Source organism: Paraburkholderia sediminicola (assembly GCF_046027825.1).
Lineage (GTDB): Bacteria > Pseudomonadota > Gammaproteobacteria > Burkholderiales > Burkholderiaceae > Paraburkholderia > Paraburkholderia sediminicola_D.
The window spans coordinates 48795-75489 of record NZ_JAQQDU010000005.1; the positions used below are offsets into that span (position 1 = coordinate 48795).

General features: G+C 63.9%; 22 protein-coding genes. 12 read left to right on the forward strand and 10 right to left on the reverse strand.

All coding sequences use genetic code 11. From position 1 onward, the window contains the following. Nucleotides 1-181 precede the first annotated feature (181 nt). On the reverse strand, nt 182-1795 hold the full coding sequence (locus tag PQQ96_RS04135; protein WP_408289120.1) for an NAD(P)H-hydrate dehydratase: 1614 nt from the start codon (nt 1793-1795) through the stop codon (nt 182-184). A gap of 216 nt (nt 1796-2011) precedes the next feature. After that, a complete protein-coding gene (locus PQQ96_RS04140) occupies nt 2012-3310 on the reverse strand; it encodes an FAD-dependent oxidoreductase (RefSeq protein ID WP_408289123.1) in 1299 nt (432 codons plus the stop codon). Between the two features lie 280 nt (nt 3311-3590). Between PQQ96_RS04140 and purL the strand changes: the two genes are divergently transcribed. Then, nucleotides 3591-7685, forward strand: a complete 4095-nt coding sequence (gene purL / locus PQQ96_RS04145; protein WP_408289126.1) for a phosphoribosylformylglycinamidine synthase — start codon at nt 3591-3593, stop codon at nt 7683-7685. 134 nt (nt 7686-7819) lie between these two features. Here purL and PQQ96_RS04150 read toward each other — a convergent pair whose 3' ends face one another. The 5 genes from PQQ96_RS04150 to PQQ96_RS04170 form a co-directional block, all read right to left on the reverse strand. After that, nucleotides 7820-8599, reverse strand: a complete 780-nt coding sequence (locus PQQ96_RS04150) for a peptidylprolyl isomerase (protein WP_408289129.1) — start codon at nt 8597-8599, stop codon at nt 7820-7822. An 11-nt stretch (nt 8600-8610) separates the two neighbouring features. Continuing rightward, nucleotides 8611-8925, reverse strand: a complete 315-nt coding sequence (locus tag PQQ96_RS04155) for a BolA family protein (RefSeq protein ID WP_054042675.1) — start codon at nt 8923-8925, stop codon at nt 8611-8613. A gap of 1 nt (nt 8926) precedes the next feature. Beyond that, complete coding sequence (locus tag PQQ96_RS04160) at nt 8927-9457, reverse strand: septation protein A (RefSeq protein ID WP_408289131.1); 531 nt, start codon at nt 9455-9457, stop codon at nt 8927-8929. 277 nt (nt 9458-9734) lie between these two features. Beyond that, complete coding sequence (msrB, locus tag PQQ96_RS04165) at nt 9735-10157, reverse strand: peptide-methionine (R)-S-oxide reductase MsrB (RefSeq protein WP_408289134.1); 423 nt, start codon at nt 10155-10157, stop codon at nt 9735-9737. Nucleotides 10158-10195: 38 nt separating this feature from the next. Then, nucleotides 10196-11752 (reverse strand): protein adenylyltransferase SelO, encoded by a 1557-nt coding sequence (locus PQQ96_RS04170; protein WP_408289137.1) that lies wholly within the window; start codon nt 11750-11752, stop codon nt 10196-10198. 245 nt (nt 11753-11997) lie between these two features. On the opposite strand from PQQ96_RS04170, the gene PQQ96_RS04175 reads away from it, so the two are divergent. The 3 genes from PQQ96_RS04175 (at nt 11998) to PQQ96_RS04185 (ending at nt 17322) form a co-directional block, all read left to right on the forward strand. Then, complete coding sequence (locus PQQ96_RS04175) at nt 11998-13683, forward strand: 3-(methylthio)propionyl-CoA ligase (RefSeq protein ID WP_408289140.1); 1686 nt, start codon at nt 11998-12000, stop codon at nt 13681-13683. A 142-nt stretch (nt 13684-13825) separates the two neighbouring features. Next, the gene (locus PQQ96_RS04180; RefSeq protein ID WP_408289143.1) at nt 13826-15910 is read left to right on the forward strand and encodes a 3-hydroxyacyl-CoA dehydrogenase NAD-binding domain-containing protein; all 2085 of its coding nucleotides are present in this window, start codon (nt 13826-13828) and stop codon (nt 15908-15910) included. 233 nt (nt 15911-16143) lie between these two features. Then, on the forward strand, nt 16144-17322 hold the full coding sequence (locus PQQ96_RS04185; RefSeq protein WP_408289145.1) for an acetyl-CoA C-acyltransferase: 1179 nt from the start codon (nt 16144-16146) through the stop codon (nt 17320-17322). Between the two features lie 172 nt (nt 17323-17494). On the opposite strand, the gene PQQ96_RS04190 is transcribed toward PQQ96_RS04185, so the two are convergent. Together PQQ96_RS04190 and PQQ96_RS04195 are read right to left on the reverse strand one after the other, a co-directional pair. Continuing rightward, on the reverse strand, nt 17495-18037 hold the full coding sequence (locus tag PQQ96_RS04190; RefSeq protein ID WP_408289148.1) for an LEA/WHy family protein: 543 nt from the start codon (nt 18035-18037) through the stop codon (nt 17495-17497). A gap of 70 nt (nt 18038-18107) precedes the next feature. Next, nucleotides 18108-18485, reverse strand: a complete 378-nt coding sequence (locus tag PQQ96_RS04195) for a hypothetical protein (protein WP_408289151.1) — start codon at nt 18483-18485, stop codon at nt 18108-18110. 343 nt (nt 18486-18828) lie between these two features. Between PQQ96_RS04195 and PQQ96_RS04200 the strand changes: the two genes are divergently transcribed. The 8 genes from PQQ96_RS04200 to PQQ96_RS04235 all read left to right on the forward strand — a co-directional run bounded on the left by PQQ96_RS04200 (nt 18829) and on the right by PQQ96_RS04235 (nt 25749). Next, a complete protein-coding gene (locus tag PQQ96_RS04200) occupies nt 18829-20325 on the forward strand; it encodes an aminotransferase-like domain-containing protein (protein WP_408289377.1) in 1497 nt (498 codons plus the stop codon). Between the two features lie 178 nt (nt 20326-20503). Then, nucleotides 20504-20806, forward strand: a complete 303-nt coding sequence (locus tag PQQ96_RS04205) for a Dabb family protein (RefSeq protein ID WP_408289154.1) — start codon at nt 20504-20506, stop codon at nt 20804-20806. 8 nt (nt 20807-20814) lie between these two features. After that, nucleotides 20815-21300, forward strand: coding sequence for a PaaI family thioesterase (locus tag PQQ96_RS04210; RefSeq protein WP_172310139.1), 486 nt, complete (start codon nt 20815-20817; stop codon nt 21298-21300). A gap of 112 nt (nt 21301-21412) precedes the next feature. Continuing rightward, complete coding sequence (locus PQQ96_RS04215) at nt 21413-22411, forward strand: NADP-dependent oxidoreductase (RefSeq protein WP_408289158.1); 999 nt, start codon at nt 21413-21415, stop codon at nt 22409-22411. 100 nt (nt 22412-22511) lie between these two features. After that, complete coding sequence (locus PQQ96_RS04220; RefSeq protein ID WP_408289160.1) at nt 22512-23408, forward strand: SDR family oxidoreductase; 897 nt, start codon at nt 22512-22514, stop codon at nt 23406-23408. 406 nt (nt 23409-23814) lie between these two features. Further along, the gene (locus tag PQQ96_RS04225; RefSeq protein ID WP_408289162.1) at nt 23815-24093 is read left to right on the forward strand and encodes a hypothetical protein; all 279 of its coding nucleotides are present in this window, start codon (nt 23815-23817) and stop codon (nt 24091-24093) included. 32 nt (nt 24094-24125) lie between these two features. Next, on the forward strand, nt 24126-24608 hold the full coding sequence (locus tag PQQ96_RS04230) for an outer membrane lipoprotein (RefSeq protein WP_408289165.1): 483 nt from the start codon (nt 24126-24128) through the stop codon (nt 24606-24608). A gap of 181 nt (nt 24609-24789) precedes the next feature. Continuing rightward, the gene (locus PQQ96_RS04235; protein ID WP_408289167.1) at nt 24790-25749 is read left to right on the forward strand and encodes an alpha/beta hydrolase; all 960 of its coding nucleotides are present in this window, start codon (nt 24790-24792) and stop codon (nt 25747-25749) included. Between the two features lie 83 nt (nt 25750-25832). Here PQQ96_RS04235 and PQQ96_RS04240 read toward each other — a convergent pair whose 3' ends face one another. After that, nucleotides 25833-26666 (reverse strand): NRDE family protein, encoded by an 834-nt coding sequence (locus PQQ96_RS04240; RefSeq protein WP_408289170.1) that lies wholly within the window; start codon nt 26664-26666, stop codon nt 25833-25835. Between the last annotated feature and the right edge of the window lie 29 nt (nt 26667-26695).

A 26695-nucleotide genomic window follows, 5' to 3' on the forward strand; every position in this document is an offset into this window, starting at 1 on the left:
ACGGGTTCGCGGTGGGTTGCAGGGAAACGCCGTGAGCTAGCCTGGAGGTCGAGCCGGCTCGCTGACGTTTCGCTGCAACCCGCGCTGAATCTGACGCGCGGCGCAGTCGTCCAGTATAACGGCGTTGCGTGACGGGTGGCAGCGGTTTGGGTGTCCCCAGCACACTGTGGGATGGGTGGGTTCATTCAGCCTCTGGCGGATAGAACAGTCGGTTAAGCAAAGTCCGCACCATCGGCGCGAGTTCGCCCGCGGTCAGGCCGGCCGGACCGTGGCCTTGCGCGCTCAGCGTATCGGCGGCGAGGCCGTGCAGGTAGACGCCAGCGAGCGCGGCTTCATAACGTGGCAGGTGTTGGGCGAGCAGCGCGCCGATGATGCCGCCGAGTACGTCGCCGGTGCCGCCTGTCGCGAGCGCGGCATTACCGGTCGGATTGATCGCGACGCGGCCGTCCGGCGCGGCGATGACGGTGCCCGTGCCTTTCAGCACGACCACGCCGGCAAAGCGCGCAGCCAGTGCCCGCGCCGCGGCGAGACGGTCACGTTGCACGCTCGGCGCGTCGGTGCCGAGCAGGCGCGCGGCCTCCAACGGATGCGGCGTGAGCACGCACGGGTCGCCTTGTCTGCCGCGCGCGGAGACTTCGGCGGCGAGCGACGGGTCGGTCGAAATCAGATTGAGGGCGTCGGCGTCGAACAGTTTGGGCACGTCGAGCGGCAGTACGTCATGCATGATGCGTGTGGCGCGGTCGCGCAGACCCATGCCGCAGCCGATGGCGAGTGCGTCCATCTTGTCGAGCGGTACATCGTCGATCGCATGCAGCATCAGTTCGGGATGCGGCGGATCGTAGGGCGGGGCGCCGTCACCGAGGAAAGCGACGTGCACTTTACCCGCGCCGGTATAGAGCGCCGCGCGCGAGGCGAGGATCGGCGCGCCGCACATGCCGGTGTCGCCGCCGACCACGGCGAGACTGCCGAAAGTGCCCTTGTTGGTGGCGAAGTCGCGCGGCGGCAGGAAGGCGGCGAACAGCTCGGGTGCGTTGAGTTGCACGGCCGTGCGGCTGGTGCTGTCAACACCGATCGGCGCCACCGTTACCGTGCCGGCGAGATCGCGGCCCTGCGCGGTGAAGAGGCCGGGTTTCGCGGCGATGAAGGTGATCGTGTGAGTGGCGTGGACCGCGGTGCCATCGCTTTGACCCCCGCGTTGTCCCTGTCTTTCGCTCACTACCGTGCCGGTGTCGCTGTCGAGGCCGCTTGGCGTGTCGAGCGCCAGAACGCCACCTCTTTTCGACTTTGCTTTCGTGCGTTGCGAGAGCTGGCGGGCGATGGTGGCGAAGATGCCTTCCAGGGGGCGCGTCAGGCCGATGCCGAACATGCCGTCCACCAGCCATGTGTAGCTTTCCAGCGAAGCCGGCGGTGTCGACGTAATCGCTACCCCTGCCGCACGGGCAGTGTCGAGCGCCCAGCGGGCGTCGTCCGGTTTGACTTCAAGTGGCATGCACAGGTCTACGGCAATGCCGGCCTGGTGCAGCTCCGCGGCCATGATCAATGCGTCGCCGCCGTTATTGCCCGGGCCGGCTACAAGCCAGACCTTGTGCTTCGATTTTTCGCTCGACGTATCGCGGGTGATCTGTTCTTGCAGGTAGCTCGCGGCCGCTTTGCCGGCGCGGGACATCAGGGTGTGCGCAGGCAGTGCCGCTGCGGCCTGGGTTTCAAGGATCCGCAGGTCGGTGAGCGTGAGCAGCGGTAACGCCCGGTTGCGCGGGCTGATTAACGTCGGGAGTGTGGATTCGGGCACGGTCATGGCGAGGCTTGGCGTTCACCTTGGGCAAGGTGAGGAAGCTTGAGGAGCCACTATGGTAGTGCCGATATGCTCCGGGCGGGCGCCGTCCTGGCCTGTGCCGGCCTTGTTATTGCCTGATTGGAGTTGATTGGGCCTGATGGGCATTGCGCGGCGCGAAGCGGCACCTGCATTTTTCCGCTTGCGCCCCATACGCCCCGCGCCAGGGCGGCCCGTCATTTACTGGAATCGATCCGCGCGCAGCGCAGACAGGGTATCCGCAGGGACGTCAGGAGTCTTGCCCGAGATCAGGTCGGCGACCAGTTTGCCCGCCCCGCATGCCAGGCCCCAGCCGGCAGGCCCGTGGCCGGCGTTCACGAACAGCCGCGGATGAAGTGCGTTGCCGATCACGGGCAACCCGTCCGGCGACAGCAGTTTGACGCCCTCCCACGGTAGGGCGGCAGAGATCCGGGCCGCGCCCGGAATCCAGTCGTGAGTCGCCTGGCCCAGCAGCGCCAGCGCTTCTTTCGTCAATGCCTCGCCCAGCGGTTTGTCGATCTGGCCGGCGCCCTGCAAAACCGCACCGCCCGCAATCCGCAAGCGATGATTCATGCGGCTTATCGTAATCCGCTTGACCGCGTCCACGATCGCGACATGCGGCGCACATTCCTCATGCGCAATCGGCGACACCAGGTTATGCAGACGCAGTGGATGCAACGGCAGCCGCAGCCCAAGGCGTTCGAGCAGCGGCAGACTGCCTTGCCCAGCGGCGACAACGACCGCGTCGGCGTTGATCACGTCGACTTCGCGTGAACGCGAAGCCGTGCCCGGCCGTGGCGCCAGTTCCACGGTGGCGCGCTGACCCTCGAGCCGGATCGCCGACACTTCGCAGCCCAGCATGAATTGCACGCCGCCCTGCGTATCGAGGGTCTGCTTGATCAGTTTCGCGAAAAGCGGGCAGTTGGCCGTGCGCTCGTGGTCGAACAGCACGCCGCCGGCGAATTCCGGCTCAGTCCGTACGGAATGCTCGAACGCGGCGCATTCGGCCGGCGTCAGCACGTGATGCGGGACTTCGTATTGGCGCAGCAGATCGAGCGCAGTCTGTGTCTGTTGCCATTCCTGCTCGGAACGCACCAGGTAGAGCAGGCCGCTCGCCTGCTCGAATTCCAGCCCGAAGCGCGCTTCGATATCGGCCATCGCCTCACGCGATGCTTCAATCAGCGGACGCAGCCGCGCGTACTGCCGGCTGAACGCCTCAGGTTCCTGCAAAACGGCTAGCTGCTTGACGAACTGGCGCGCCGGCCCGTTAAAGCCGGTCTTGCTGATCACGCCGTTCCTGGCGCCTTGACGGCTCGCCATGAAGGTCGGGCCGAACCAGACGTCGAGCGGGGTCGGCAGCACGGTGCCGCCGTGCCCGTAGGTCGCGCCTTGCGCGACCGTTGCGTGGCGCTCGACGACGCATACCCGGTGGCCGGCCGCGCGCAGTTGATAAGCGGTGGCGACGCCCACAACCCCGCCGCCAATGACGATGACATCCATGATCTGATTCGATTTGCCGGCGGGGCGCCGAAGTGCAGCGTTCCCGTTAAGCGTGGCATGCGGCGCGCTGCCCGGCATTGCTCAGGCCGCTCGCGCCGATCTGGTGAAAGGGCGAATGATAGCAGCCAAAGCGATAGCCCGGCCATGCAAACCCCGCCAAAACCCTGGTGCGAAGCCCGTTGGAAGGCCGTTCCCGGGGTATAATCCCGGACTTCCTTTCCGCCTCACGTCGCCTTCACGCGCGACTCATCGGCATCATTAGCGACGCAACGTCAAGTCCATGGCCCACTTCTCGTGTTTCCCCGGCGCTTCGGCCCTTTCCGATTTCCGTCAAACCCGCCTGCTCGACACGCTGACGCGCATCGACGCCAACATCACCGGCGTGCGCGGGCAATATCTGCACTTCGTCAACGCGCAAACCCCGCTGTCTGCGGAAGACAACGCGAAGATCGAAGCGCTGATGCACTACGGCGATCCGCTCGAAGAAACCAAAGAGCGTGGCACGGTCGAAACGTTCCTCGTGGTGCCGCGCTTCGGCACGGTGTCGCCGTGGGCCAGCAAGGCAACCGATATTGCGCACCTCTGCGGTCTCACGCAGGTGCGCCGCATCGAGCGCGGCGTTGAATACACGGTTACGCTGAAAAGCGGTCTGCTGGGTGGCAAGAAGGCGCTCTCCGACGAAGCCCGCGCGGCCGTCGCCGCGGCGCTGCACGACCGCATGACCGAAAGCGTGTCGCCCTCGCGCGATCACGCGCTGCATCTGTTCGACGAACTGCCGGCCAAGCCGCTGCAAACCGTCGACGTGTTGAGCAAGGGCCGTGGCGCGCTGGAAGCAGCGAACACGGAATTAGGTCTCGCGCTCGCCGACGACGAAATCGACTACCTCGTCGACGCTTTCACGAAACTCGGCCGCAACCCGACCGACGTCGAGCTGATGATGTTCGCGCAGGCCAACAGCGAACACTGCCGTCACAAGATTTTCAACGCGGATTGGACAATTGACGGCGAGAAGCAGGACATCTCCCTGTTCAACATGATCCGCAACACCGAGAAGCTGAACCCGCAGGGCACGATCGTCGCGTATTCGGACAACTCGGCGATCATGGCCGGTGGCGTGGCGGAGCGCTGGTTCCCGCGCACGCCGGCTGAGGCTGGCGAGAACGCGTTGCCCGAGCACTACCGTCGCCATGTCGAGCTGACGCACACCTTGATGAAGGTGGAGACGCACAACCACCCAACCGCGATCTCGCCGTTCCCGGGCGCCTCGACCGGCTCAGGCGGCGAAATCCGCGACGAAGGCGCAACGGGCCGCGGTGCGCGTCCGAAGGCGGGTCTGGCGGGCTTCACGGTGTCGAATCTGGAATTGCCGGACGGCGTCGAAGCATGGGAAAACGCTCGTGACGCCGCGCAACCGCTGGCACACCGGAACCCGGACGACAAGCACGAAGCGTATGGCCGTCCTGACCGCATCGCGTCGCCGCTGCAAATCATGATCGACGGCCCGCTCGGCGGCGCCGCGTTCAACAACGAATTCGGCCGGCCGAATCTGGGTGGCTATTTCCGTGCGTATGAGCAGAACGTCGCGGGTCTGGTGCGCGGTTATCACAAGCCGATCATGATTGCCGGTGGCATCGGCAATATTTCCGATCAGCACACGCACAAGCACGATCTGCCGGAAGGCTCGCTTCTGATCCAGATCGGCGGCCCGGGGATGCGCATCGGCATGGGCGGCGGTGCCGCCAGCTCGATGGCGACCGGCACGAACACGGCCGAACTCGACTTCGACTCGGTCCAGCGCGGCAATCCGGAAATCGAGCGTCGTGCGCAGGAAGTGATCAATGCGTGCTGGCAACTCGGCGAGAAGAACCCGATTCTGAGCATCCACGACGTCGGCGCGGGCGGTCTGTCGAACGCGTTCCCGGAAGTGGTGGACGGCGCCAGCAAGGGCGCGATCTTCGATCTGCGCAAAATCCAGTTGGAAGAGAGCGGTTTGTCGCCGCGCGAAATCTGGTCGAACGAAGCGCAGGAGCGCTACGTGCTGGCCATCGCGCCGGCCGATCTGCCGGCTTTCGAAGCGATGTGCAAGCGCGAGCGCTGCCCGTTCGCGGTGGTCGGCACCGCAACGGCCGCGCGTCAGTTGAAGGTGATCGACTCGGAAGCGAATGGCGACGCCGCACACGAGCCGGTCGACATGCCGATGGAAGTGCTGCTCGGCAAGGCGCCGCGCATGCATCGCGACGTCAAACGCGTCGAGACCAAGCTCGAGCCGGTGGATGTCACCGGCATCAACTTGTCGGAAGTCGCAGTCAGCGTGCTGCGTCACCCGACGGTTGCCAGCAAGTCGTTCCTGATCACGATCGGCGACCGCTCGGTGGGCGGCACGACCGCGCGCGACCAGATGGTCGGCCCGTGGCAAGTGCCCGTGGCCGACGTCGCGATTACGACGATGGACTACGCGGGCTTCCGTGGCGAAGCGATGACCATGGCCGAGCGCACGCCGCTCGCCGTGATCAACGCGCCGGCGTCGGGCCGCATGGCGGTCGGCGAGGCGGTCACCAACATTGCGGCGGCGCCGATCGCGTCGCTCGATAAGCTCAAGCTGTCGGCAAACTGGATGGCCGCATGCGGCGCGGCAGGCGAAGACGCCGCGCTGTACGACACGGTCAAGGCCATCGGCATGGAGTTGTGCCCGGCGCTTGGCATCAGCATTCCGGTCGGCAAGGATTCGCTGTCCATGCGCACCAAGTGGGAAGACCGTGGCGTTGCGAAGGAAGTGGTTGCGCCGGTCTCGCTGATCATCTCCGCATTCGCGCCGGTCGAAGACGTGCGTCAGCACCTCACGCCGCAATTGCGCCGCGCGAGCGGAACGGATGGTGTGGGCGACTCCGTGCTGATCGCGATCGACCTCGGCCGCGCCAAGCATCGTCTCGGCGGCAGTATTCTCGCGCAAGTCACGCAGCAGGTCGGCGATACGGTGCCGGACGTCGACGATCCGGAAGATCTGAAGCGATTCTTCAACGCGATCCAGTCGCTCAATAGCGACGGCAAGCTGCTCGCGTACCACGACCGTTCGGATGGCGGCTTGTGGGCAACGGTTTGCGAAATGGCGTTCGCGGGTCACGTTGGTGTGTCGCTGAACGTCGACATGCTGGTGCTCGATCCGAACCACGAATCCGATTACGGCGATGCGAAAGACTGGGCGAAGCAGACCAGCGGCCGCCGTGAAGACCGCACGATTCGCGCGCTTTTCACCGAGGAACTCGGTGCGGTGATTCAGGTGCGCGCGGCGGACCGCGACGCGGTGCTGGGCGCGCTGCGCGAACACGGTCTGTCGGCATGCTCGCACGTGATCGGCAAGACCAACGAGCGCGACACGATCGAAATCTATCGCGACGCGAAGAAGATCTATGACGCACCGCGCACCGAATTGCATCGCGCGTGGAGCGAGGTGAGCTGGCGTATTTCGCGTCTGCGCGACAACCCGGCGTGTGCCGATGCCGAATACGACGTGCTTTCCGACGCCACCGATCCGGGCATCTCGCCGATCCTCACGTTCGATCCCTCGGAAGACGTCGCCGCGCCGTTCATTGGCAAGGGCGCACGTCCGCGTGTCGCGATCCTGCGTGAGCAGGGCGTGAACTCGCACCTCGAAACCGCCTATGCGTTTGATCGCGCCGGCTTCGACGCGCACGACGTCCACATGAGCGACCTGCTGGCCGGCCGCGCCAATCTGGCGGATTTCGCCGGCGCAGTGGCGTGCGGCGGCTTCTCGTACGGCGACACGCTGGGTGCCGGTGAAGGCTGGGCGAAGGCAATCCGCTTCAACTCGCAACTGGCCGATATGTTCGCCGCGTTCTTCGGCCGTGAAGACACGTTTGCGCTGGGCATCTGCAACGGCTGCCAGATGATGAGCAGCCTCGCGTCGATGATTCCGGGCGCCGAAGCCTGGCCGAAGTTCACGCGCAACAAGTCGGAGAAATTCGAAGCGCGCTTCTCGCTGGTTGAAGTGCAGCCTTCGCCGTCGATCTTCTTCGCCGGCGTGGAAGGCTCGCGCATTCCGGTAGCGATTGCGCACGGCGAAGGTTATGCGGACTTCTCGCAGCAAGGCGATGCGTCGAAGGTGGCCGTGGCGATGCGTTTCGTCGATCACCGTGGCGAGGCAACGGAGCAGTATCCGTTCAACCCGAACGGTTCGCCGGACGGCATCACGTCGGTCACGACGCCTGATGGCCGCTTCACAGTACTGATGCCGCACACGGAGCGTGTGCACCGCGCGGTGCAGATGAGCTGGCATCCGGAAGGCTGGGGCGAGGGCAGCACGGACGCAAGCCCGTGGCTGCGCGTGTTCCAGAACGCACGCCGCTGGTTGGGTTGATGGTGATGGGGCCGTCGCCCATTGCGGCGGCCTTGCTCTGGCAGAAGCGAAGCGCGGAGCCGAAACAAAACCAGAAGAAACAAAAAACCGCCCGAGGGCGGTTTTTTTGTTCTGAAGCAGCAGCTAAAACCCGCTTACTGAATCTTCGCGTTCTTACGCAAACTTTCTTCGAACGCCTGCAGCTTTTCCTGCTGGATCTGCTGCACGATCTGCGGGCGCACTTGTTCGAGCGGCGGCGGCGTGATGTCACGCACATCGTCGACACGGATGATGTGCCAGCCGAACTGCGTATGCACCGGCGTGTCGGTCATCTGGCCCTTCTGCAGATGCGTGGCCGCGTCCGCGAATTCAGGCACGTAGGCCTTCGGGTCCGACCAGTCCAGGTCGCCGCCGTTCTTGCCCGATCCCGGGTCCTTCGAGTATTGCTTGGCAAGGTCTTCGAAGCTTGCGCCGGCCTTGATCTTGGCGATCAGCTCCTTCGCCTGCTGTTCGTTGTCGACCAGGATGTGGTGCAGGTGATATTCCTTGCCGCCCGCGTCCTTGATCAGCGCGTTGTAACGCGCGGTAACTTCGGCGTCGGTCGGCGTGTTGTTCTTCACGAAGTCTTCGATCAGCGCGCGCAGCACGACGGTTTGCTGTGCAACGGCGATTTGTGCCTTGATGTCCGGACGATTCGGCAGGCCGCGACGCAGCGCTTCCTGCATCAGGATTTCGCGGTTCACCAGCTCTTCGCGCACGGCCATTTGCAGTTGCGGCGTGTCTTGCTGGCCTTGGTGAACCAGTTGATCGATCAGTGCGTCAGCGCGTGCTTTCGGAATCGGCGTGCCGTTCACGACAGCGATGTTCTGTGCGAATGCAGGTGCGGCCGCAAATGCAGCCAGCAATACCCAAAGGTGGGTTTTCTTCAAGGTCATCGAAAGGTTTCCTAGCGGGGCAACAAAGCAAATTCTTCGGGCGTATACGCCGTGATTGCAAGGGCGTGAATGCCGCGCTGCATGGCATCGGCCAGCGCATCATACACCATGCGATGTCGCGCCACGCGGGCTTTCCCGGCGAATGCGGCTGCCACGATCGTGACACTGAAATGACCGCCGGCGGAGGCGCCGGCGTGGCCCGCGTGCTGCGCGCTGTCATCCGTGATCCGGATCGACGCGACCGGCGCGAGCGCGGCGGTGAGGCGCGCCTCGATCAGCGCGGCGCGCTCGGCCGTGGTGGCGTGCATGAACACATCGCTCGTCATGTCATTCTTCCTTCATATACTTCGACAGCCACAAACTCTGTCCGACGATGAATACCACGAGGCATCCGGTCGCGCCGAACAGCTTGAAATTGACCCACTGGTCGGTCGTGTAGTGATAAGCGACGAACAGGTTAACCAGTCCGAGCAGCACGAAGAAAATCGCCCAAACGATGTTCAGCTTGCCCCAGATCGTATGCGGCAGCGTGATCTGCTTGCCCATCATCGCCTCGATCAGGTTCTTGTTGAAGGCCAGTTGCGAGACGATCAGCGCGACCGAAAATGCCCAGTACAACACGGTCGGCTTCCATTTGATAAAGGTATCGTTGTGCAGCACCAGCGTCGCGCCGCCGAAAACGGTGACGACGCCGAGGCTCACCCACAGCATCGGATCGACCTTGCGGTGGCGGAATGCCACCCACGCGATCTGCACCAGCGTGGCAACGATCGCCACTGCCGTCGCCGTGAAGATGCCCCATATCTTGAAGGTGACGAAGAACAGGATGATCGGGAACAGATCGAACAGGAATTTCATTATCTGGTCGGGAATTCGGAGAGTGGGTCGGAGAAAGAGGGACGCGGCGCGGGGCGCCCGTGGTGGTTGGCTGCATGAACCCGCCGCCGCGGCTGGTGAGCGGTGCTCGCCAGTGTGAGCGGCTGCTCGTTGCCTGACTGCCGACGGTGGGTTGTCCGGTTCGCAAGCCGGATGAAGGGTGTCGCGGCCAGCAGGCGGGTGATGCTGCAACCGTGCATGAATGCACGGATGCACAAAATGGCCCGCCGGCCGGCAACGCGCCGAACTCCGCGCTGCGTTACTTGGGCTCGAATTGTAACGCAGCCGAATTGATGCAGTAACGCAGACCGGTCGGCGCCGGTCCGTCTTCGAACACGTGGCCCAGATGCGCGCCGCAGTTCTTGCACTCCACCTCGATGCGCAGCATGCCGTGCGTGCGGTCGGTCTTCTCGGTGATCACTTCGCCGTTGATCGGTTTGAAGTAGCTCGGCCAGCCACAACCGGCGTCGAACTTGGTGTCCGACTCGAACAGCGGCGTGCCGCAACAGACGCAGTCATAGATGCCGCGGTCCCAGTGGTCATGGTAGCGGCCGGTGAAGGGGCGCTCGGTGGCGGCGTGCCGCGTCACCTGGTATTCGATGTCGGAGAGCTGTTTGCGCCACTCGGCGTCGTCTTTCTGCACGGCGGGGGCGCCAGTGTTGAGGTCGTCGGGCTTGTTCATGGTCGGGGTTCCTGTCTCAAGATTGTATTGGGGGCTCGTCACGAAGAGCAACTCACTTCCAGCGAGCTGGCCCAATCCGGCGGCAGCGCCGCATACGCTTCGTTTTCCGGCTGTTCGTCGAACGGACGGCGCAAGACCGCGGCCAAACGTTCCACTTCGGAGAAGTCCTTCTCTTTCGCCCGGCGGATTGCCGTTTCCGCCAGATGATTACGAAGTACGAATTTGGGGTTCACACGGTTCATTGCAATGGCGCGCGCGGCGTCGTCACGTGTTTCTTCGGACAGACGCGCGCGGTAGTCGTTCACCCACGCATCGAACGCGGCGCGGTCGAGGAACAGGTCGCGCACCGGCGCGTCGCCGCTCGCATCGTGTTTGGAAATACGCGCCAGATTGCGGAACGTCAGCGTGAAATCCGCACGGTTGGCGTGCATCACTTCGAACAGGCGGTTGACCAAGGCATCGTCACCTTCGCGCTCGCTTTCCAGGCCGAGTTTCGCGCGCATGCGTTTTTCCAACGCTGGCGCGAAACGGTCTTTGAAGCCGCCGAGCACACGCTGCGCGTCTTCGATCGCCTTGTCGCCGCGCACGCTCTCCTCATGCTTTTCGCCCAGTAGCGGCAGCAAGCCTTGCGCGAGGCAAAAGAGGTTCCAGTACGCAATCTGCGGCTGCATCTTGTACGCGTAGCGGCCTTGCGAGTCGGAGTGATTGCAGATGTAGCCGGCGTCGAAGCCGTCCATGAAACCGAACGGGCCGTAGTCGATCGTGAGACCGAGAATCGACATGTTGTCGGTATTCATCACGCCGTGGCAGAAGCCGACCGCTTGCCATTCGACCATGAGATCGGCCGTTGACATCACCGCTTCATTCAGCAGCGCGAGATACGGATCGTCAGCTTCGTGGCAATGCGGATAGAAGCGCTCGATTACGTGATCGGCGAGCGCGCGCAGTGCATCGACGCGATCGTTCGAATAGAAATGCTCGAAGTGCCCGAAGCGCACGAAACTCGGCGCCACGCGCGTGACGACCGCCGCGGTTTCGACTTCCTCGCGACGCACCGGCTGGTCAGAGCCGATCACGCACAGCGCGCGGGTAGTCGGAATGCCAAGGTGATGCATCGCTTCCGAGCACAGATATTCGCGGATCGACGAACGCAGCACGGCGCGACCGTCGCCCATGCGCGAATAGGGCGTGCGGCCCGCGCCTTTGAGTTGCAGTTCGAAGCGTTGGCCATTGTGTTCGACTTCGCCGAGACCGAGCGCGCGGCCGTCGCCAAGCTGGCCGGCCCACACGCCAAACTGATGCCCCGAATACACCGACGCATACGGCAGCGCTTCGGAAGGCCATTCACGCGTGGTGTTGCCCGAGAACAGTTCGGCGAAGCCCGGGTCATTCTGGACCCCGGGCGCTAAACCGAGTAGCGCAGCGGTTTCTTCGGAGAACCCGACTACGTACGGTGCACTAAGCGGCGCCGCCGGCAGCCGCGTTAGAAACGCGCTGCCGAGCTGTGCAAATGCGCTTTCAGGCGAAGTGGTCAGTGCGTAGGAAAGAGCCGATAACGGCCCGGATAACCCTGCAATGCTTGGGGAAAACGACATATTGAGCGCCTCTGGATTAACCGATATTGTAAGTCCGCGCCCGCGGAGCTGCTGGCCGGCCCTTAGCCCGAGGTTTAGCCAGGCACGCGCCGGCGTGCCGGGCGTCTCTTGCCGGAGCGCTCCTGCGCCGTTTCAGAGCGCGCCACGCGACTCACCGGAGCGTCCCTTGCGACCCACCGAAGCGCGTCGCGCGGCCCCCGAGCTGCAACCCCAATGACGCAAACAAGGCGAGGAGACCTCTCTTTATGACGACGCCGCTGCTTGGCCAGATGATGGACGTGCCGCTCACCGTGTCCTCGTTGCTCGCGCATGCCGCGCGGCATTTCGGCGATACGGAGATCGTGTCGCGGCGCATCGAAGGCGACGTGCATCGCTACACCTACCGCGACTGCGAAAAGCGCGCGAAGCAGCTGGCGCAGGCGCTGATCGCGCTCGGCGTCGAACCCGGCGAGCGGGTGGCCACGCTGGCCTGGAACGGCTACCGGCATCTGGAAGCGTATTACGGCACGACGGGCTTCGGCGCCGTGTGCCACACGATCAATCCGCGCCTCTTTCCTGATCAGATCGCCTATATCATCAACCACGCCGACGACGCCTACGTGCTCTTCGACACCACGTTCGCACCGCTCGTCGATGCGCTCGCGCCGCAGTGCCCGAAAATGCGCGGCTGGATTGCTTTAGCCGACGAAGACCATCTGCCGAAGATGCAAACGCCGGTGCTCAGCTACGAAACGCTGGTCACCGCGCAGGACGGCAACTACGATTGGCCGCCACTCGACGAACGTCAGGCGTCGTACCTCTGCTATACGTCGGGCACCACCGGCAATCCGAAAGGCGCGCTGTACTCGCATCGCTCGACGGTGCTGCATGCGTTCGGCGCGTCGCTGCCCGATGCAATGAGCCTGTCCGCGCGCGACGCCGTGCTGCCAGTCGTGCCGATGTTCCATGTCAACGCCTGGGGCATTCCGCACGCCGCGCCGCTGACCGGCGCGAAGCTGGTCTTTCCCGGCAAGGATCTGGACGGCAAATCGCTCTATGAATTGATGGAAAGCGAACACGTCACGTATTCGGCCGGGGTGCCGACCGTGTGGCTCGGCTTGCTCAACTACCTGCGCGAGGCCGGTGTGCGGTTCTCGTCGCTGAATCGCACGGTGATAGGCGGTTCAGCCTGCCCGCCGGCGATGCTGCGTGCGTTCGAGGACGAGTATGGGGTGCAGGTGATCCATGCATGGGGCATGACCGAAATGTCGCCGCTCGGCACCTTGTCGAAGCTGACGTGGGAGCAGAGTCAGCGCCCGCTGCCGGAGCAGCGCAAGCTGCTCGAGAAGCAGGGGCATGCGATCTACGGCGTCGATATGAAGATCGTCGGCGAAGACGGACGCGATCTGCCGTGGGACGGTGTCGCGTTCGGCGATCTGCACGTGCGCGGACCCTGGGTGATCGACCGGTATTTCCGCAAGGACGATTCGCCGCTGGTGGATGGCTGGTTCCCCACCGGCGACGTCGCCACGATCGACCGGGACAGCTTCCTGCACATCACGGATCGCTCGAAAGACGTCATCAAATCCGGCGGCGAGTGGATCAGTTCGATCGACATCGAGAACGTCGCGATCGCGCACCCGGCCGTGGCAGAAGCCGCGTGCATCGCCTGCGCGCATCCGAAATGGACCGAGCGGCCGCTGCTGGTGATCGTCAAGCGGGCGGGTTTCGACATAACACGCGAGGAGTTGCTCGCGTTCTACGACGGCAAGGTCGCCAAATGGTGGATTCCCGACGACGTGGCCTTCGTCGACGAACTCCCGCACACGGCCACCGGCAAGCTGCAGAAACTCAAACTGCGCGACATTTTCCGCGACCACGTCCTGCCGTCCGCGCTCGAAGACGAAAGGGATTGCCCCCTTACACCGCTTGCCAGGGGAAACCCCGCTTAACGATAAATTGAACGAGCGTGCTTTTTTGTGTATTCTGCCTGCTGACCCCGGGGAAATCGGAGATAAAGTCGGACAATGAGTCGACTCGATCAACCGGACGGGCGGCGCGTGATGCGCCGCCTCATCGCATGGAGGCTGGCAGATGGCAGTGGACTACACAACTCATGACGGCGTGGCCGTCATCACGCTGAACAATCCTCCCGTAAACGGCCTCGGCCTCTCGACGCGAGCGGGTATCGTCGAAGGGATCGAGCGCGCGCAGAACGATCCGGCCATCAAGGCGATCGTGCTGACGGGTGCCGGCAAAGCCTTCTCGGGCGGCGCCGATATCACCGAATTCAACACGCCGAAGGCGACCCAGGAGCCCACCCTCCATACGGTCATCAAGACCGTCGAGGGCAGCGCCAAGCCGGTTATCGCCGCGATTCACAGCGTCGCCATGGGCGGCGGCCTCGAACTGGCGCTCGGCGCGCATTACCGGATCGCCGCACCCGGCGCGCAGATCGCGCTGCCGGAAGTGAAGCTCGGCATCCTGCCGGGCGCGGGCGGCACGCAGCGTCTGCCGCGTGCAATCGGCCTTGAAGCCGCGCTCAACATGATTGTCTCCGGTGCGCCGGTGATGTCGGAGAAGCTGGCCGATTCGGGCCTGTTCGACGAAGTCGTGGAAGGCGATCTGGTCGAAGCGGCGCTCGCGTTTGCCCGCAAGGTCGGCGCGAAAACGGGCCCGCATCCGAAGGTACGCGACCGCAAGATCGAACATCCGAATGCCGCTGGTTTCATCCAGTTCGCGCGCAATACCGTCACGGGCGTCGCGAAAAATTTCCCGGCGCCGCTGAAGTGCATCGACGCAGTGGAAGCGGGCGTGCAGAAAGGTTTCGACAAGGGCCTCGCGTTCGAACGCGAATGCTTCATCGCGCTCGTGCAGACGCCGGAAAGCCACGCGCTGCGTCATGCGTTCTTCGGCGAACGCGCCGCGAGCAAGATTCCCGACGTGCCGTCGGACACGCCGGTGCGTGACATCAAGCAGGTCGCAGTGATCGGCGCCGGCACGATGGGTGGCGGCATCGCAATGAACTTCATCAACGCGGGCATTCCGGTCACGCTGCTGGAAACGAAGCAGGAAGCACTCGACCGCGGCATTGCCACGATCCGCAAGAACTACGAAGCCACCGTCAAGAAAGGCAAACTCAAACCCGAAGCGCTGGAACAGCGTATGGCGTTGATCACGCCGACGCTTTCCTATGACGACCTGAAAAACGCCGACATGATTGTCGAAGCGGTGTTTGAGGAACTCGGCGTCAAGGAGCAGGTGTTCAAGCGTCTCGACGAAGTGGCGAAGCCCGGCGCGATTCTCGCGTCGAACACGTCCACGCTGGATGTCGACAAGATCGCCGCTTTCACGAAGCGTCCGCAAGACGTGGTCGGCATGCACTTCTTCAGCCCGGCCAACGTGATGAAGCTGCTCGAAGTCGTGCGCGGCAAGGAGACGGCGAAAGACGTGCTCGCCACCGTCATGAAGCTCGCGAAGAAGATCAGGAAGACCGCCGTGGTCTCGGGCGTCTGCGACGGCTTCATTGGCAACCGCATGATCGAACAGTACATCCGTCAAGCGCTCTTCATGCTCGAAGAAGGCGCGTTGCCCGCTCAAGTGGACAAGGCCATCGAGAAGTTCGGCTTCGCGATGGGCCCGTTCCGTATGAGCGACCTGGCGGGTAACGACATCGGCTGGGCGATCCGCAAGCGCCGCTATCAGGAACATCCTGACATGCACTATTCGAAGATCGCCGACCGTCTGTGCGAGACGGGGCGCTTCGGCCAGAAGACCGGTGGCGGCTGGTACGACTACAAGGCGGGCGACCGCACCGCGTATCCGTCGAAAGTGGTCGACGAGATGATCACGGCCTTCTCGAAAGAAGCCAACGCTGAGCGCCGCAAGATCAGCGACGAGGAAATCGTCGAGCGCCTCGTGTTCGCGCTCGTCAACGAAGGCGCGAAGATTCTCGAGGAAGGCATTGCGTCGAAGGCGTCGGACATCGACATGGTTTATCTGACCGGTTACGGCTTCCCGCTTTATCGCGGCGGCCCGATGCTGTACGCGGATACGGTCGGTCTGTACAACGTCGAGCGCGCGATTCGCCGCTATGCGTCGCGCCCGAATGGCGACGCCTGGCAATTGGCGCCGAGCATCGCGGAGCTGGCGGCAAAGGGGCGTGGGTTCAACGGTTGAAGGATTGCCCGATCACCGTGTGAATGAAATGAGCGGCGTGGTGAAGACTGGAATGCGGCGCGTGTAAGCGCTGACGCTTCGACTCCACCACGCCGATGGGCCTTGCGAATGCAGCAGCGTGCAGCGGAGTGCGGCACGACGCGCCACCGGCGCCGCACCGCAGTGCGGGCCGCCGCGGTGCATGAAGCGATCGGCAAGCGCCCACCATCAACATCTGGAAGCTGGAGACATGCATGACTGACGCCGTAATCGTATCGACCGCCCGGACGGGTCTCGCCAAATCATGGCGCGGCGGTTTCAACATGACCCACGGCGCAACGCTCGGCGGCCACGCAACGCAAGCCGCTGTCGAGCGCGCGAAGCTGGACCCGGCGCGTATCGAAGACGTGATCGTGGGCTGCGCGAATCCGGAAGGCGCGACGGGCGCCAACATCGCGCGCCAGATCGCACTGCGCGCCGGTTTGCCGGTTAGCGTGCCGGGCATGACGGTGAACCGTTTCTGCTCGTCGGGTTTGCAAACAATCGCACTGGCTGCACAACGCGTGATCGCCGGTGAGGGCGATGTGTTCGTCGCCGGTGGCGTGGAATCGATCTCGTGCGTGCAGAACGAGATGAACCGCCACATGGTGGCCGAAGGCTGGCTCAGCAAGAACAAGCCGGAAATCTACTGGTCGATGTTGCAGACCGCCGAGAACGTCGCGAAACGCTATTCGATCTCGAAGGAACGTCAGGACGAATACGGCGTGCGCTCGCAACAGCGTGCCGCGGCCGCACTCGAAGCCGGCAAGTTCAAGGACGAGATCGTGCCGATGACGGTGCTGGCCGGCGTCGCCGACAAAGCGACCGGCCGCCTCTACACGAAAGAAGTGACCGTCAGCGCCGACGAAGGCATTCGTGCCGACACGACGCTCGAAGGCGTGTCGAAGATCCGCACCGCGATGCCGGGCGGCGTGATCACCGCAGGCAACGCGAGCCAGTTCTCGGACGGTGCGTCGGCTTGCGTCGTGATGAACGCGAAAGTCGCGGAGCGCGAAGGTCTGCAACCGCTGGGTATTTTCCGCGGCTTTGCGGTGGCGGGTTGCGAGCCGGACGAGATGGGCATCGGCCCGGTGTTCGCCGTGCCGAAGCTGCTCAAGCAGGCCGGCCTGAAGGTCGAGGACATCGACCTGTGGGAGCTGAACGAAGCGTTCGCGGTGCAGGTGCTGTATTGCGCCGACAAGCTCGGCATTCCGCACGACCGCCTGAACGTGAACGGCGGCGCGATCGCGGTGGGTCATCCGTATGGCGTGTCGGGCGCGCGTTTGACCGGCCATGCGCTGATCGAAGGCAAGCGGCGCGGTGCCAAGCTGGTCGTCGTCACGATGTGTATCGGCGGCGGCCAGGGTGCGGCGGGTCTGTTCGAAGTGGTCTGATCAGGCGCGAGAGCGGGCTTGATTAAACGCGGGTGTCGTGTGGTTCGGTGCAAGGTGACGTGCAGGCATTGAATCCGCGACACCCGATTTTATTTGCGTGAGGCGTGAGTATGGCTCGCTTGAGTAGCCGGCATGAACCGCCGGCATCGATGGGCGGCACAGACCGGGCGCATCAGGGCAAAGCCATGCCGAGTGCCGGCAGGCTTAACGCACCTTGATCGACGAAACGTGTCGTGCTCGTCAGGCCACCGGCGAGCTTGCCGCGCAGGATATACGGAATCTGCCCCGACTGCGCGCCGCCCGCTTGCACGGCGCCCGTCTGCACGGCGCCCGCAAACGCGAAAGCCTGGCGAACCGCGGCGAAGGCGGGCACTGTCATCGGCACAGTGACGATTGTTTCGCCGAAGCGCGGCACGGTGCCGCCCTGATCGCTGACACCGCTGGCGAACGGCTTGCCGTTCAGTTCGAGAGCAAGCGACACGCCGTCGAAGGTGACCGCGGATTCATTGGGATTCTGGACGCGCAGTTTGACATTGAAGCGCATCTCCAGACCCTGACCGTCGACCGGTTCGATGCCGGCCACGTTCACGCGCAAAGGGTCGCCGCCGAACAGGCCGGCGCAGCCGTTGAGCGTCAGCGTGACGATGGCGAGGATCGCGGCCAGGCGGGCATAACGGGCATCAGGGCGGGACAGCAGTACGCGAAAGAAGGACATGACCGGCACCTCGAAGGAAGCGGGTTGGGTCATGCATTGTAGCGGGCCGTTTTGCGCCAGTAGCGACGTTTCAGGTGGCGCGCTGCAGCCGCGTTTTGATGAGGCTCGTCAGATTGCGCGCGGCTTGACTGATGAAACCGTGCCACTCGTTTTCGGGCCGGCAGGGCTGGACGACGAACACGGCGGATTTCGAATGCCCTGCGCTGATCGACACGACGCCGCGCTGTGGTGTGACGTAGCGTTCGCCTTCATGCAGCGTGACCGACGTGATCGGGACGGCGTCTCCGAGCCACGCCAGAGAATGATCGCGGAAGTCGAGTTGCAGGTCGCCTTCGACGGCCACGATCGATGTTCGTGCGCGCAGATCGTGTACGGCCATCTGACCGGCCGCAGCGCGCGAGGTGGCGGCATCGCGAGGCAAATCGGCGCGAGCTTGAGTGGTGGGCATGAGCGATTCCTTTAAACCGTTTTCATGCCACATAGCTTATTGAGTCCGCCCACGCGAAAACAGGCGCAACAATGCACAATGTGAACCGGTACAACGTGGCGTTTCAGTGTGCTGTATCGGTTGGAATCACGCCGATGTGTATCTGTCACCGCGTGCGAACTGTCTGCACCATCGGATCATGAGCTCTTCTACCTTCACACCAGACACACAATCGGTGTCGTGCACGGAAGCACCTCCGGTGGACCGGCTTTTGAACAACCAACCGGCGAACCTATCGCGCGTGGACGAGCCTTCGGCTAGTCTGTCGTCAAACGCAGCGCAGGTGGACCGGTCCGCGACCAATTTGGCGCTCGAAGCACCAGCTGTGGATGTGCGCTCGACTGGCCGCCCCCCAGATGGCCGGCCCCTCTACCGCCAACTGGCCGACCAATACCGCCGCGCGATCGATAACGGCGTGCTGCGCCCCGGCGATCGCATGCCGTCGATGCGCGCATTCATGCAGCGGCACGGGGTAAGCCTCGCTACGGCTACCGAGAGCTATCGCACCCTGGAGCGCGACGCACTGATCGACGCCCGGCCGCGCGCCGGTTATTTCGTGCGCGCCCGTCAAACCACCGCGCTGCCCGCGGCCACCGAGCCCGACCTCGCGGCCGCGCCAGGCGCCGCGCAGTTCGTCGGCATCCATTCGGCGATTTCGGCCATCGTGTCCAAATTCCAGCGCTATCCCGACGCGTTGAATCTGGGCGGCGCGACCGCATCGCCCGATCTTTATCCCACCGACGCCTTGCAGAAGGCGGCACTACGCGCATTGCGCCGACGGCCAACCTTGCTGACCGCGGCCGGACCTGATCAGGGCGATCCCGAGCTGCGCGCGATCATTGCGCGCCGTGCGCTCGACGTCGGTATCCAGATCGGCGCGGACGACGTGATCATGACCCACGGCGGCATCGAGGCCGTGAACCTGGCCTTGCGCGCGGTCACGCAGCCGGGCGACACGGTCGCGGTGGAATCGCCGTGTTTCTTCGGCATGCTGCAGGCGCTCGAAAGCCTCGGCCTGCGCGCGCTAGAAATTCCGGCCAGTCCCACCAGCGGTCTCGCCATCGAAGCGCTGGCGTTCGCGCTGCAAACACACCCCGACATCAAAGCGGTGGTGGTTGTGCCGAATCTGCAGAACCCGCTCGGCAGCGTGATGCCCGACGCCCACAAGGCGCGGCTCGTTGAGCTGTGCGCGCGAGCCGGCATTCCGCTGATCGAAGACGATCCCTACCGCGAACTCGCCGACACCGCGCAGCCGCCTAAATCGTTGAAGGCGTGGGACACCGACGGTACGGTGATCCATTGCACGTCGTTCAACAAGACGCTGGCGCCCGGCATGCGGGTCGGCTGGATCAACGGTGGACGCTGGCATCCACGCATCGGCATGTTGAAGTTCGCGCAGTCGCGGCATAACGAGCAGTTGTCGCAAGTCGTGCTCGCCGAATTTCTGGAAACGAATGCGTATGAGCGGCATTTGAGGCGGTTGCGCGACCGCCTGCGGATTCAGCGCGAACGGATGGCCGCAGCGATCGCCGCATCGTTTCCCGACGGGACGCGCTTCACGCCGCCGGGCGGGGGCATGTTTTTCTGGATCGAGCTGCCGCGCGAAGTCGCGTCGTCTGCATTTTTCGACGCGGCTCTGGAGGAAGGCATCCGCGTGATGCCGGGCACGGTGTTTTCGAACGCCGGCCGTTTCGATCATTTCATTCGCCTGAGTTGTCCGAGTACGGATCTCGATCAGGCCGATGACGCGGTGCGCAGGTTAGGGCGTCTGGCGGCACGGATGGTGGCGAGTGCGGCGTGATCTGACTAGCCGGACAGCGCGGCGCATAGACGCATTCGGCCTTATCCGTTCGGCCGGCGTGCGTAGCCTCCACGTATGCGCGAACGCCGTAGCGGTTATCATTTCCTATTGCGTGCGTGCGCCGTTTCGGCGGACGCAAAGTGCCGGCCCAACGAATTGAATCGAACAAGGTGATCCCGTGATTCGTCATATTGTGATGTGGAAGCTCAAAGAAACCGCGGAGGGCGCCTCGCGTGCCGAGAACGTGCTGAAGCTGAAGGAAAAGCTCGAAGGTTGCCGCGACATCGTCCCCGGCATGCTGAAGCTCGAAGTCGGCATCGCGGCACCGGGCCTCGAATCAACTTACGACATCGTGCTCGTCTCGGACTTCACCGACAAAGCCGCGCTTGACGCCTACCAGGTCCATCCGACGCACCAGGCGCTCAAGGGCTTCACCGGTGCAGTGCGTGAATCGCGTGAATGTGTCGACTACGAAATCTGAAATCAGCAATGACCGATTCATCCTCATCTAAAACGGGCAGCGCGTCGTTGCCCGAAAGCCCGTTCGTCGACCGGCTCGGCGCACAACTCGTATCGGTTGCCGACGGCGTCAGCGAAGTCGTGCTGCCGTTGCAGCCCGATCACATGAACACGTGGGACGTCGCGCATGGCGGCGTGACCATGACGCTCGCCGACGTCGCACTCGCGATGGCCGCGCGCAGTCTGGCGGGCGACGGCGTTGGCGTGGTCACCATCGAGATGAAAGTCAACTTCATGCAGCCAGGCCGCGGTGAATTGCGCGCCACCGGCCGCGTGCTGCACCGCTCGACCACCATGGCCTATTGCGAAGGCGAGATCCGCGACAGCGAAGGCCACTTCGTCGCCAAAGCACTCGGCACCTTCAAATACATGCGGCGTCTCGCCGTGGGCCGCGACGTGACGCAACAGCGTCTGCGCAGCGACCCATCGGCGAAGCCCGGTCCTAGCGACGGCTAATCACCGGATGGACCGCGCGCGTGTCGAGAGCCGCGCGCGGGTCCCTCTTTTGCAGACGCCGTTCGTTCGAATTATTCGCCGATCACATCGGTAACCCATGGAGACGATCGTCATGCCCCAGATCAACCGTCAACTCGTGCTGGCTTCGCGTCCGCAAGGCGCGGTTACGCCCGATAACTTCAAGCTCGTCGAAACTCCGCTCGCGCCGCTCGCCGATGGCGAATTCCGCGTGCGTAATCACTTCCTGTCGCTCGACCCGTACATGCGTGGTCGAATGAACGACAGCAAGTCGTATGCAGTGCCGCAGCCGCTGGACGAAGTGATGATCGGCGGCACAGTGGGCGAAGTGGTGGAGTCGAAGAATCCGAAATTCGCGGTCGGCGATAAAGTTGTCGCGATGTTCGGCTGGCAGGAGTACGGCACCTCGAACGGTGCAGGCGTGCAAAAAGTCGACGATACGCACGTGCCGCTGTCGGCTTATCTGGGCCCGGTCGGCATGCCCGGCGTGACGGCCTGGTATGGCCTGAACAGGATCATCGTGCCGAAAGCGGGCGATACCGTGGTGGTCAGCGCGGCGAGCGGCGCGGTGGGCAGTGTGGTCGGCCAACTGGCGAAGCTCGCCGGCGCGCGCGCGGTCGGTATTGCGGGCGGCGCGGACAAGTGCCGCTACGTGGTCGAGACGCTCGGCTTCGATGCCTGCGTCGACTACAAGGCCGGCAATCTGTATAAGGACCTCAAAGCCGTGACGCCGGACGGTGTCGATGGCTACTTCGAGAACGTCGGCGGCGAAGTGCTCGACGTGACGCTGGCGCGCATGAATGCGTTCGGACGTATCGCACTGTGCGGTTTTATCGCGGGCTACGACGGCCAGCCGTTGCCGCTCAGGCACCCATCGCTGATGCTCACGCAACGGCTGCTGGTGCAGGGCTTTATCGTCAGCGAGCATATGGATGTGTGGCCCGAAGCGCTCAAGCAACTCGGCACGCTGGTCGCGCAGAAGAAGCTGCAATACCGCGAGACCATCGCACCAGGGCTCGATGCGGCGCCCGAGGCATTCATCGGTCTCCTGAAGGGCAAGAACTTCGGCAAGCAGCTCGTCAAGCTGATCTGATCGCGGCGGCTGTCGAACGATCCACTCGAGATATGTCGATGGCCCCTGCCGATAGACCTGAACCCATTAACTCGAGCCGCTCAACCCAGGAGAGAAAAGGATGTTCGAATTCGCAGGCAAGGTGGCGGTGATCACCGGTGCGGCAAGCGGCTTCGGCCGGGCGTTCGCGGAGAAGGGCGCGTCGCTCGGCATGAAGCTGGTGCTGGCCGACGTGAATCCGCAGGCGCTTCTGCAAACCGTCGACGCCTTGTGCGCCGGCGGCGCCGAGGCAATCGGCGTGCCGACGGACGTGTCCGACGCCGCCCAGGTCGAGGCGCTCGCGCAAGCGGCGCTCGACGCCTACGGCAAGGTGCATCTTCTCTTCAACAACGCGGGCGTGGGCTCGGGTGGCTTCCTCTGGGAAAGCTCGGCGAACGATTGGGCGTGGGTGTTCAACGTCAACGTGATGGGCGTCGCGCACGGCGTGCGCGCCTTTACGCCGATCATGCTGCGGCAGAACGAACCCGCGCATATCGTCAACACGGCGTCGGTGGCGGGTCTGCTGTCGCCGCCCGCGATGGGCATCTACAACGCCTCGAAGCACGCTGTCGTGTCCCTCACGGAGACGCTCTATCACGATCTGCAACTGGCGCAGGCGGCAAAAAACGCTGAGGCGGCGGGCGGCGAGGTGGGCTGTTCGCTGCTGTGTCCGGCCTTCGTGCCGACCGGCATCGCCGATGCGGAACGCGCGCGGCCCGCGGAACTGCGTAACGATAGCGGGCCGACCCGCTCGCAGATCGCCGCCGGCAAACAACTGCAACGCGCGGTGCAATCGGGCAAGCTGAGCGCGACCGACGTCGCCGAGATGACGTTTGAAGCGATCGCGGCGCGCCGTTTCTATATCGTCACGCATCCGGGCATCATGGCGACGGTGAAGCTGCGACACGAAGATATCGAGCAGTTGCGTAACCCGACTGATCCGCTGTCACTCAAACCGGCAGTCAAGCAAAACGAGTAGGGCCTTTTCTGGCTTCTTTTGCGGCATAAGAAGCAGCACAGACGCCTCTCAGTTGCGCGGGTTCGTCGCGCTAGCGCGAACCCATCAATCCATGCTGGTCATCGCCTGATGCCTGGCAGAACGAACACTCCGTCCCACGCAAACGGTGCGCAAGCCAATCCGTGAATGCGCGGTGCATTTTCTGCTCCGTGCGGTATTTGGCGCGCACGGCGCATCTGCACAATTCTCAACAAATCCCTTCTTTTTCGCACAGTCAAGCGAATCGCGGTGAACTAAGCTTCAGTCCGTTCAAGCATCGACGCGCAATGTGCATTGGCGTGTCCGATTGAGGCGCCACGAGCGCATCTGTCGCCCCTGGCCGTTGAGTACGAATCGAACGATCTCCTTTAACTCCTGGTGTCATCGCATGGACGCATTTGCTTCGCTTGCCTGCCGTCTCGGCAAAGCTTTGTTGGTGACGGCCACGGTCTGCGCAATGGCCGGTTGTGCCGACGCGCCCGCACAGATTCTCAGCCGCTCGCCTGAACCGTCGCCCGTCGTACGCACGTTGACGCCGGATGAGCAGTTGCAGCGCGCCGACGAGATCGATCATGAAGTGATGAGAGAGCAACGTCGGGCGCTGCACGACGCAAGAACGATCCGCTATGGCACGTTTCAGCCGCTGCTGATCGATGACGGCCTGTGAACGATGCCGGCTCCCTGAACAACGCGATCAACATGATCATGAAATCAACTCGTCTTTCCTGCTCAGCCGTCCTGGCACTCGCCGGCATCTTCGCGCTGCTTGCCTCGGGGTGCGCGCTGAATAGTTCGTCCGCCGATGTCTACACATCGTCACAGGCGCAACGCGAGGAGACGGTGCGCTTCGGCGTCGTCGAAAGCGTGCGGCAGGTCACGATCAAGGATTCGCCCAGCGGCTTGGGCACATTGGGCGGCGCGGCACTCGGTGCGATCGGCGGGAGTGCGATCGGTGGCGGCAGCGGGGCGATTGCGACCGGTATCGTCGGCGGCATCGCCGGTGCCTTGCTGGGCAGTTCCATCGAGAACACGTTCGACAGGAAAAAGGGACTTGAAATCACCGTCAAGCTGGACACCGGCGATTTACGGGCGATCACGCAAACCGACACGGGAGAGCCGTTCGCGGCAGGCGAGCGCGTGCGGCTACTGGCAAGCGACGGCGTGACCCGGGTAACGCGCTAGGCCGGCTGCTTTGGGTTCAACGTTCCATCGGGGCGCGGCTCAACTGATGCGAAACATCAATGCAAATTGAGCTTTGAGAGGTTACTGCCGTCTGGATTCGTTTAGGCAGTCGCAGGCCCCTTCATGGCATCATACGGCGCTTATTCCACCCCAGCGGCGTACCTGTGCCGCTTGCCGCCCAATGCCGCTGAATCCAAAGATCGAGCAGGTGCTCGACATGATTGCGCGCGCTAAGCGCCCGCAACTTCACGAGTTGACCCCGCAACAGGCGCGTGCGTCCTATGAAAAAAGCGCGCCGATTCTGGAGATCGCGAGCGCGCCGATGTTCTCGGTCGAAGACCTGCGCGTGCCGACGCGCGACGGCGCGACGATCCGCGCGCGTCTTTATCAGCCCGTCGAGCCGAGTTGGGCCGAGCCTGCGCCGGCGCTGGTGTACTACCACGGCGGCGGCTTCACGGTCGGCAGTGTCGATACGCACGATGCGTTGTGCCGGATGTTCGCGCGCGACGGCAGGTGCACGGTGCTGTCGGTCGATTACCGTCTCGCGCCCGAGTACAAATTTCCCACCGCCGTAGAAGACGCCTTCGATGCGTTGACCTGGCTGCACGCGCATGCCGCGGAATACGGTGTCGATATCGAGCGGCTGGCCGTGGGCGGCGATAGCGCGGGCGGCACGCTAGCAACGGTGTGTGCGGTGCTGGCACGCGACGCGGGCATCAAGCTCGCGCTGCAATTGTTGATCTATCCGGGCACCAGCGGCCATCAGCAAACCGATTCACACTCGCGCCTCGCCGATGGTTTCCTGCTGTCGGGCGACACGATTCAATGGTTCTTCGAGCAATACGTGCGCGATAAGCGCGACCGGGACGACTGGCGTTTCGCGCCGCTGGATGGCAAGCGCGGCGCGCCTGCTTTCAGCGGCTTCGCACCGGCATGGATCGCGACCGCCGAATACGATCCCTTAAGCGACGAAGGCGATGCCTATGCGGAAAAACTTCGCGCAGCGGGCAATCAGGTCACGCTGAAACGCTACCCGGGCATGATCCACGAGTTCTTCAAGATGGGCGGCTTCGTGCCCGACGTTGCGCAGGCACATCAGGATGCCGCCGCGGCATTGCGGGCGGCGTTCGGCGGCGAGTAGGCAGCGCTCTGTCCAAGCAGTCTGGGAGATCGTGCGATTGATCGTCCGACTGCGCCAACGGCGAGGCGGTCGTCAAGCGATCGTCAGGCGATCTCGCGTTCAACGTTGAACGCGAAGCTGCGCTCGAAGTCGCCGGGGCGCACGATTCGGTGCGAGCCATTGTCGTCGCTGCGTTCGGCGGCCGCTACGCTGATCACCTCGCCATGTGCCACCACGCGCACCGCGGTCGTGCCGCGCGTGCCGTATTCCGGCGTTTCAATAAACGCCGCCGACAACGCCCGTTCGCGCTCGAGCGGAATGCCGGTGGACGGCAACTCGTCATCGCGCGCGAGGCGCGGATCGCGCATCAGATCGATCAGGCGTTCGAGCGGCGGCATCGCCTCACGCGTGAGCATGGCGCCCAGTTCCGCGCGTTTTTTGACCAGCTTCGGCCATGCGGTGTCGAGTACCGCGTTCGAGATGCCGTGCGTGCCCGGCGCGAGCAGCGTGGGCGCGGTGCCCGACCGGTTGCAGTACCAGCCGAGCTCGCGGCGCGTCCAGTCGCCGACAAGCAGATTGAAGCCGTTGTAGATGTCGCCGGTTTGCGCGACGTGTTGCAGATAGTCGAGCGGTGTTTCGTGCTGGCCGTTGCCCGAGCTGCTGAGCCAGTCGCTGACCAGCGTGCCTCGCGTCGGCGCATCGGCGCGCATTTCATGCGGCGCGCGGTAGTTGGTCAGCGCGGCGAAACGGCCATCGCGCGACATGCCGAGCCACGTGCCACCGCCCACCAGATCACGGCCGGCCAGCACGGTCGGCGCGTCATGCCACCAACTGATCGGCTCGGCGGTGCGGCGGAAGAATTCGTCGCGATTCGCGGCGAGCGTGAAGAGCGGTCCGTCGACCGCATCGGGTCGCCAGTCGAAGACGATCAGGCACATCGGGGGGCGTCTCCCGGTGGGGGTGGTCG

Excerpts from the sequence above, each read along its gene's own strand:
- PQQ96_RS04135 (WP_408289120.1), bottom strand. The coding sequence starts at position 1,795 with ATGACCGTGCCCGAATCCACACTCCCGACGTTAATCAGCCCGCGCAAC.
- PQQ96_RS04140 (WP_408289123.1), bottom strand. The coding sequence starts at position 3,310 with ATGGATGTCATCGTCATTGGCGGCGGGGTTGTGGGCGTCGCCACCGCT.
- purL (WP_408289126.1), top strand. The coding sequence starts at position 3,591 with ATGGCCCACTTCTCGTGTTTCCCCGGCGCTTCGGCCCTTTCCGATTTC.
- PQQ96_RS04150 (WP_408289129.1), bottom strand. The coding sequence starts at position 8,599 with ATGACCTTGAAGAAAACCCACCTTTGGGTATTGCTGGCTGCATTTGCG.
- PQQ96_RS04155 (WP_054042675.1), bottom strand. The coding sequence starts at position 8,925 with ATGACGAGCGATGTGTTCATGCACGCCACCACGGCCGAGCGCGCCGCG.
- PQQ96_RS04160 (WP_408289131.1), bottom strand. The coding sequence starts at position 9,457 with ATGAAATTCCTGTTCGATCTGTTCCCGATCATCCTGTTCTTCGTCACC.
- msrB (WP_408289134.1), bottom strand. The coding sequence starts at position 10,157 with ATGAACAAGCCCGACGACCTCAACACTGGCGCCCCCGCCGTGCAGAAA.
- PQQ96_RS04170 (WP_408289137.1), bottom strand. The coding sequence starts at position 11,752 with ATGTCGTTTTCCCCAAGCATTGCAGGGTTATCCGGGCCGTTATCGGCT.
- PQQ96_RS04175 (WP_408289140.1), top strand. The coding sequence starts at position 11,998 with ATGACGACGCCGCTGCTTGGCCAGATGATGGACGTGCCGCTCACCGTG.
- PQQ96_RS04180 (WP_408289143.1), top strand. The coding sequence starts at position 13,826 with ATGGCAGTGGACTACACAACTCATGACGGCGTGGCCGTCATCACGCTG.
- PQQ96_RS04185 (WP_408289145.1), top strand. The coding sequence starts at position 16,144 with ATGACTGACGCCGTAATCGTATCGACCGCCCGGACGGGTCTCGCCAAA.
- PQQ96_RS04190 (WP_408289148.1), bottom strand. The coding sequence starts at position 18,037 with ATGTCCTTCTTTCGCGTACTGCTGTCCCGCCCTGATGCCCGTTATGCC.
- PQQ96_RS04195 (WP_408289151.1), bottom strand. The coding sequence starts at position 18,485 with ATGCCCACCACTCAAGCTCGCGCCGATTTGCCTCGCGATGCCGCCACC.
- PQQ96_RS04210 (WP_172310139.1), top strand. The coding sequence starts at position 20,815 with ATGACCGATTCATCCTCATCTAAAACGGGCAGCGCGTCGTTGCCCGAA.
- PQQ96_RS04215 (WP_408289158.1), top strand. The coding sequence starts at position 21,413 with ATGCCCCAGATCAACCGTCAACTCGTGCTGGCTTCGCGTCCGCAAGGC.
- PQQ96_RS04220 (WP_408289160.1), top strand. The coding sequence starts at position 22,512 with ATGTTCGAATTCGCAGGCAAGGTGGCGGTGATCACCGGTGCGGCAAGC.
- PQQ96_RS04225 (WP_408289162.1), top strand. The coding sequence starts at position 23,815 with ATGGACGCATTTGCTTCGCTTGCCTGCCGTCTCGGCAAAGCTTTGTTG.
- PQQ96_RS04230 (WP_408289165.1), top strand. The coding sequence starts at position 24,126 with ATGATCATGAAATCAACTCGTCTTTCCTGCTCAGCCGTCCTGGCACTC.
- PQQ96_RS04235 (WP_408289167.1), top strand. The coding sequence starts at position 24,790 with ATGCCGCTGAATCCAAAGATCGAGCAGGTGCTCGACATGATTGCGCGC.
- PQQ96_RS04240 (WP_408289170.1), bottom strand. The coding sequence starts at position 26,666 with ATGTGCCTGATCGTCTTCGACTGGCGACCCGATGCGGTCGACGGACCG.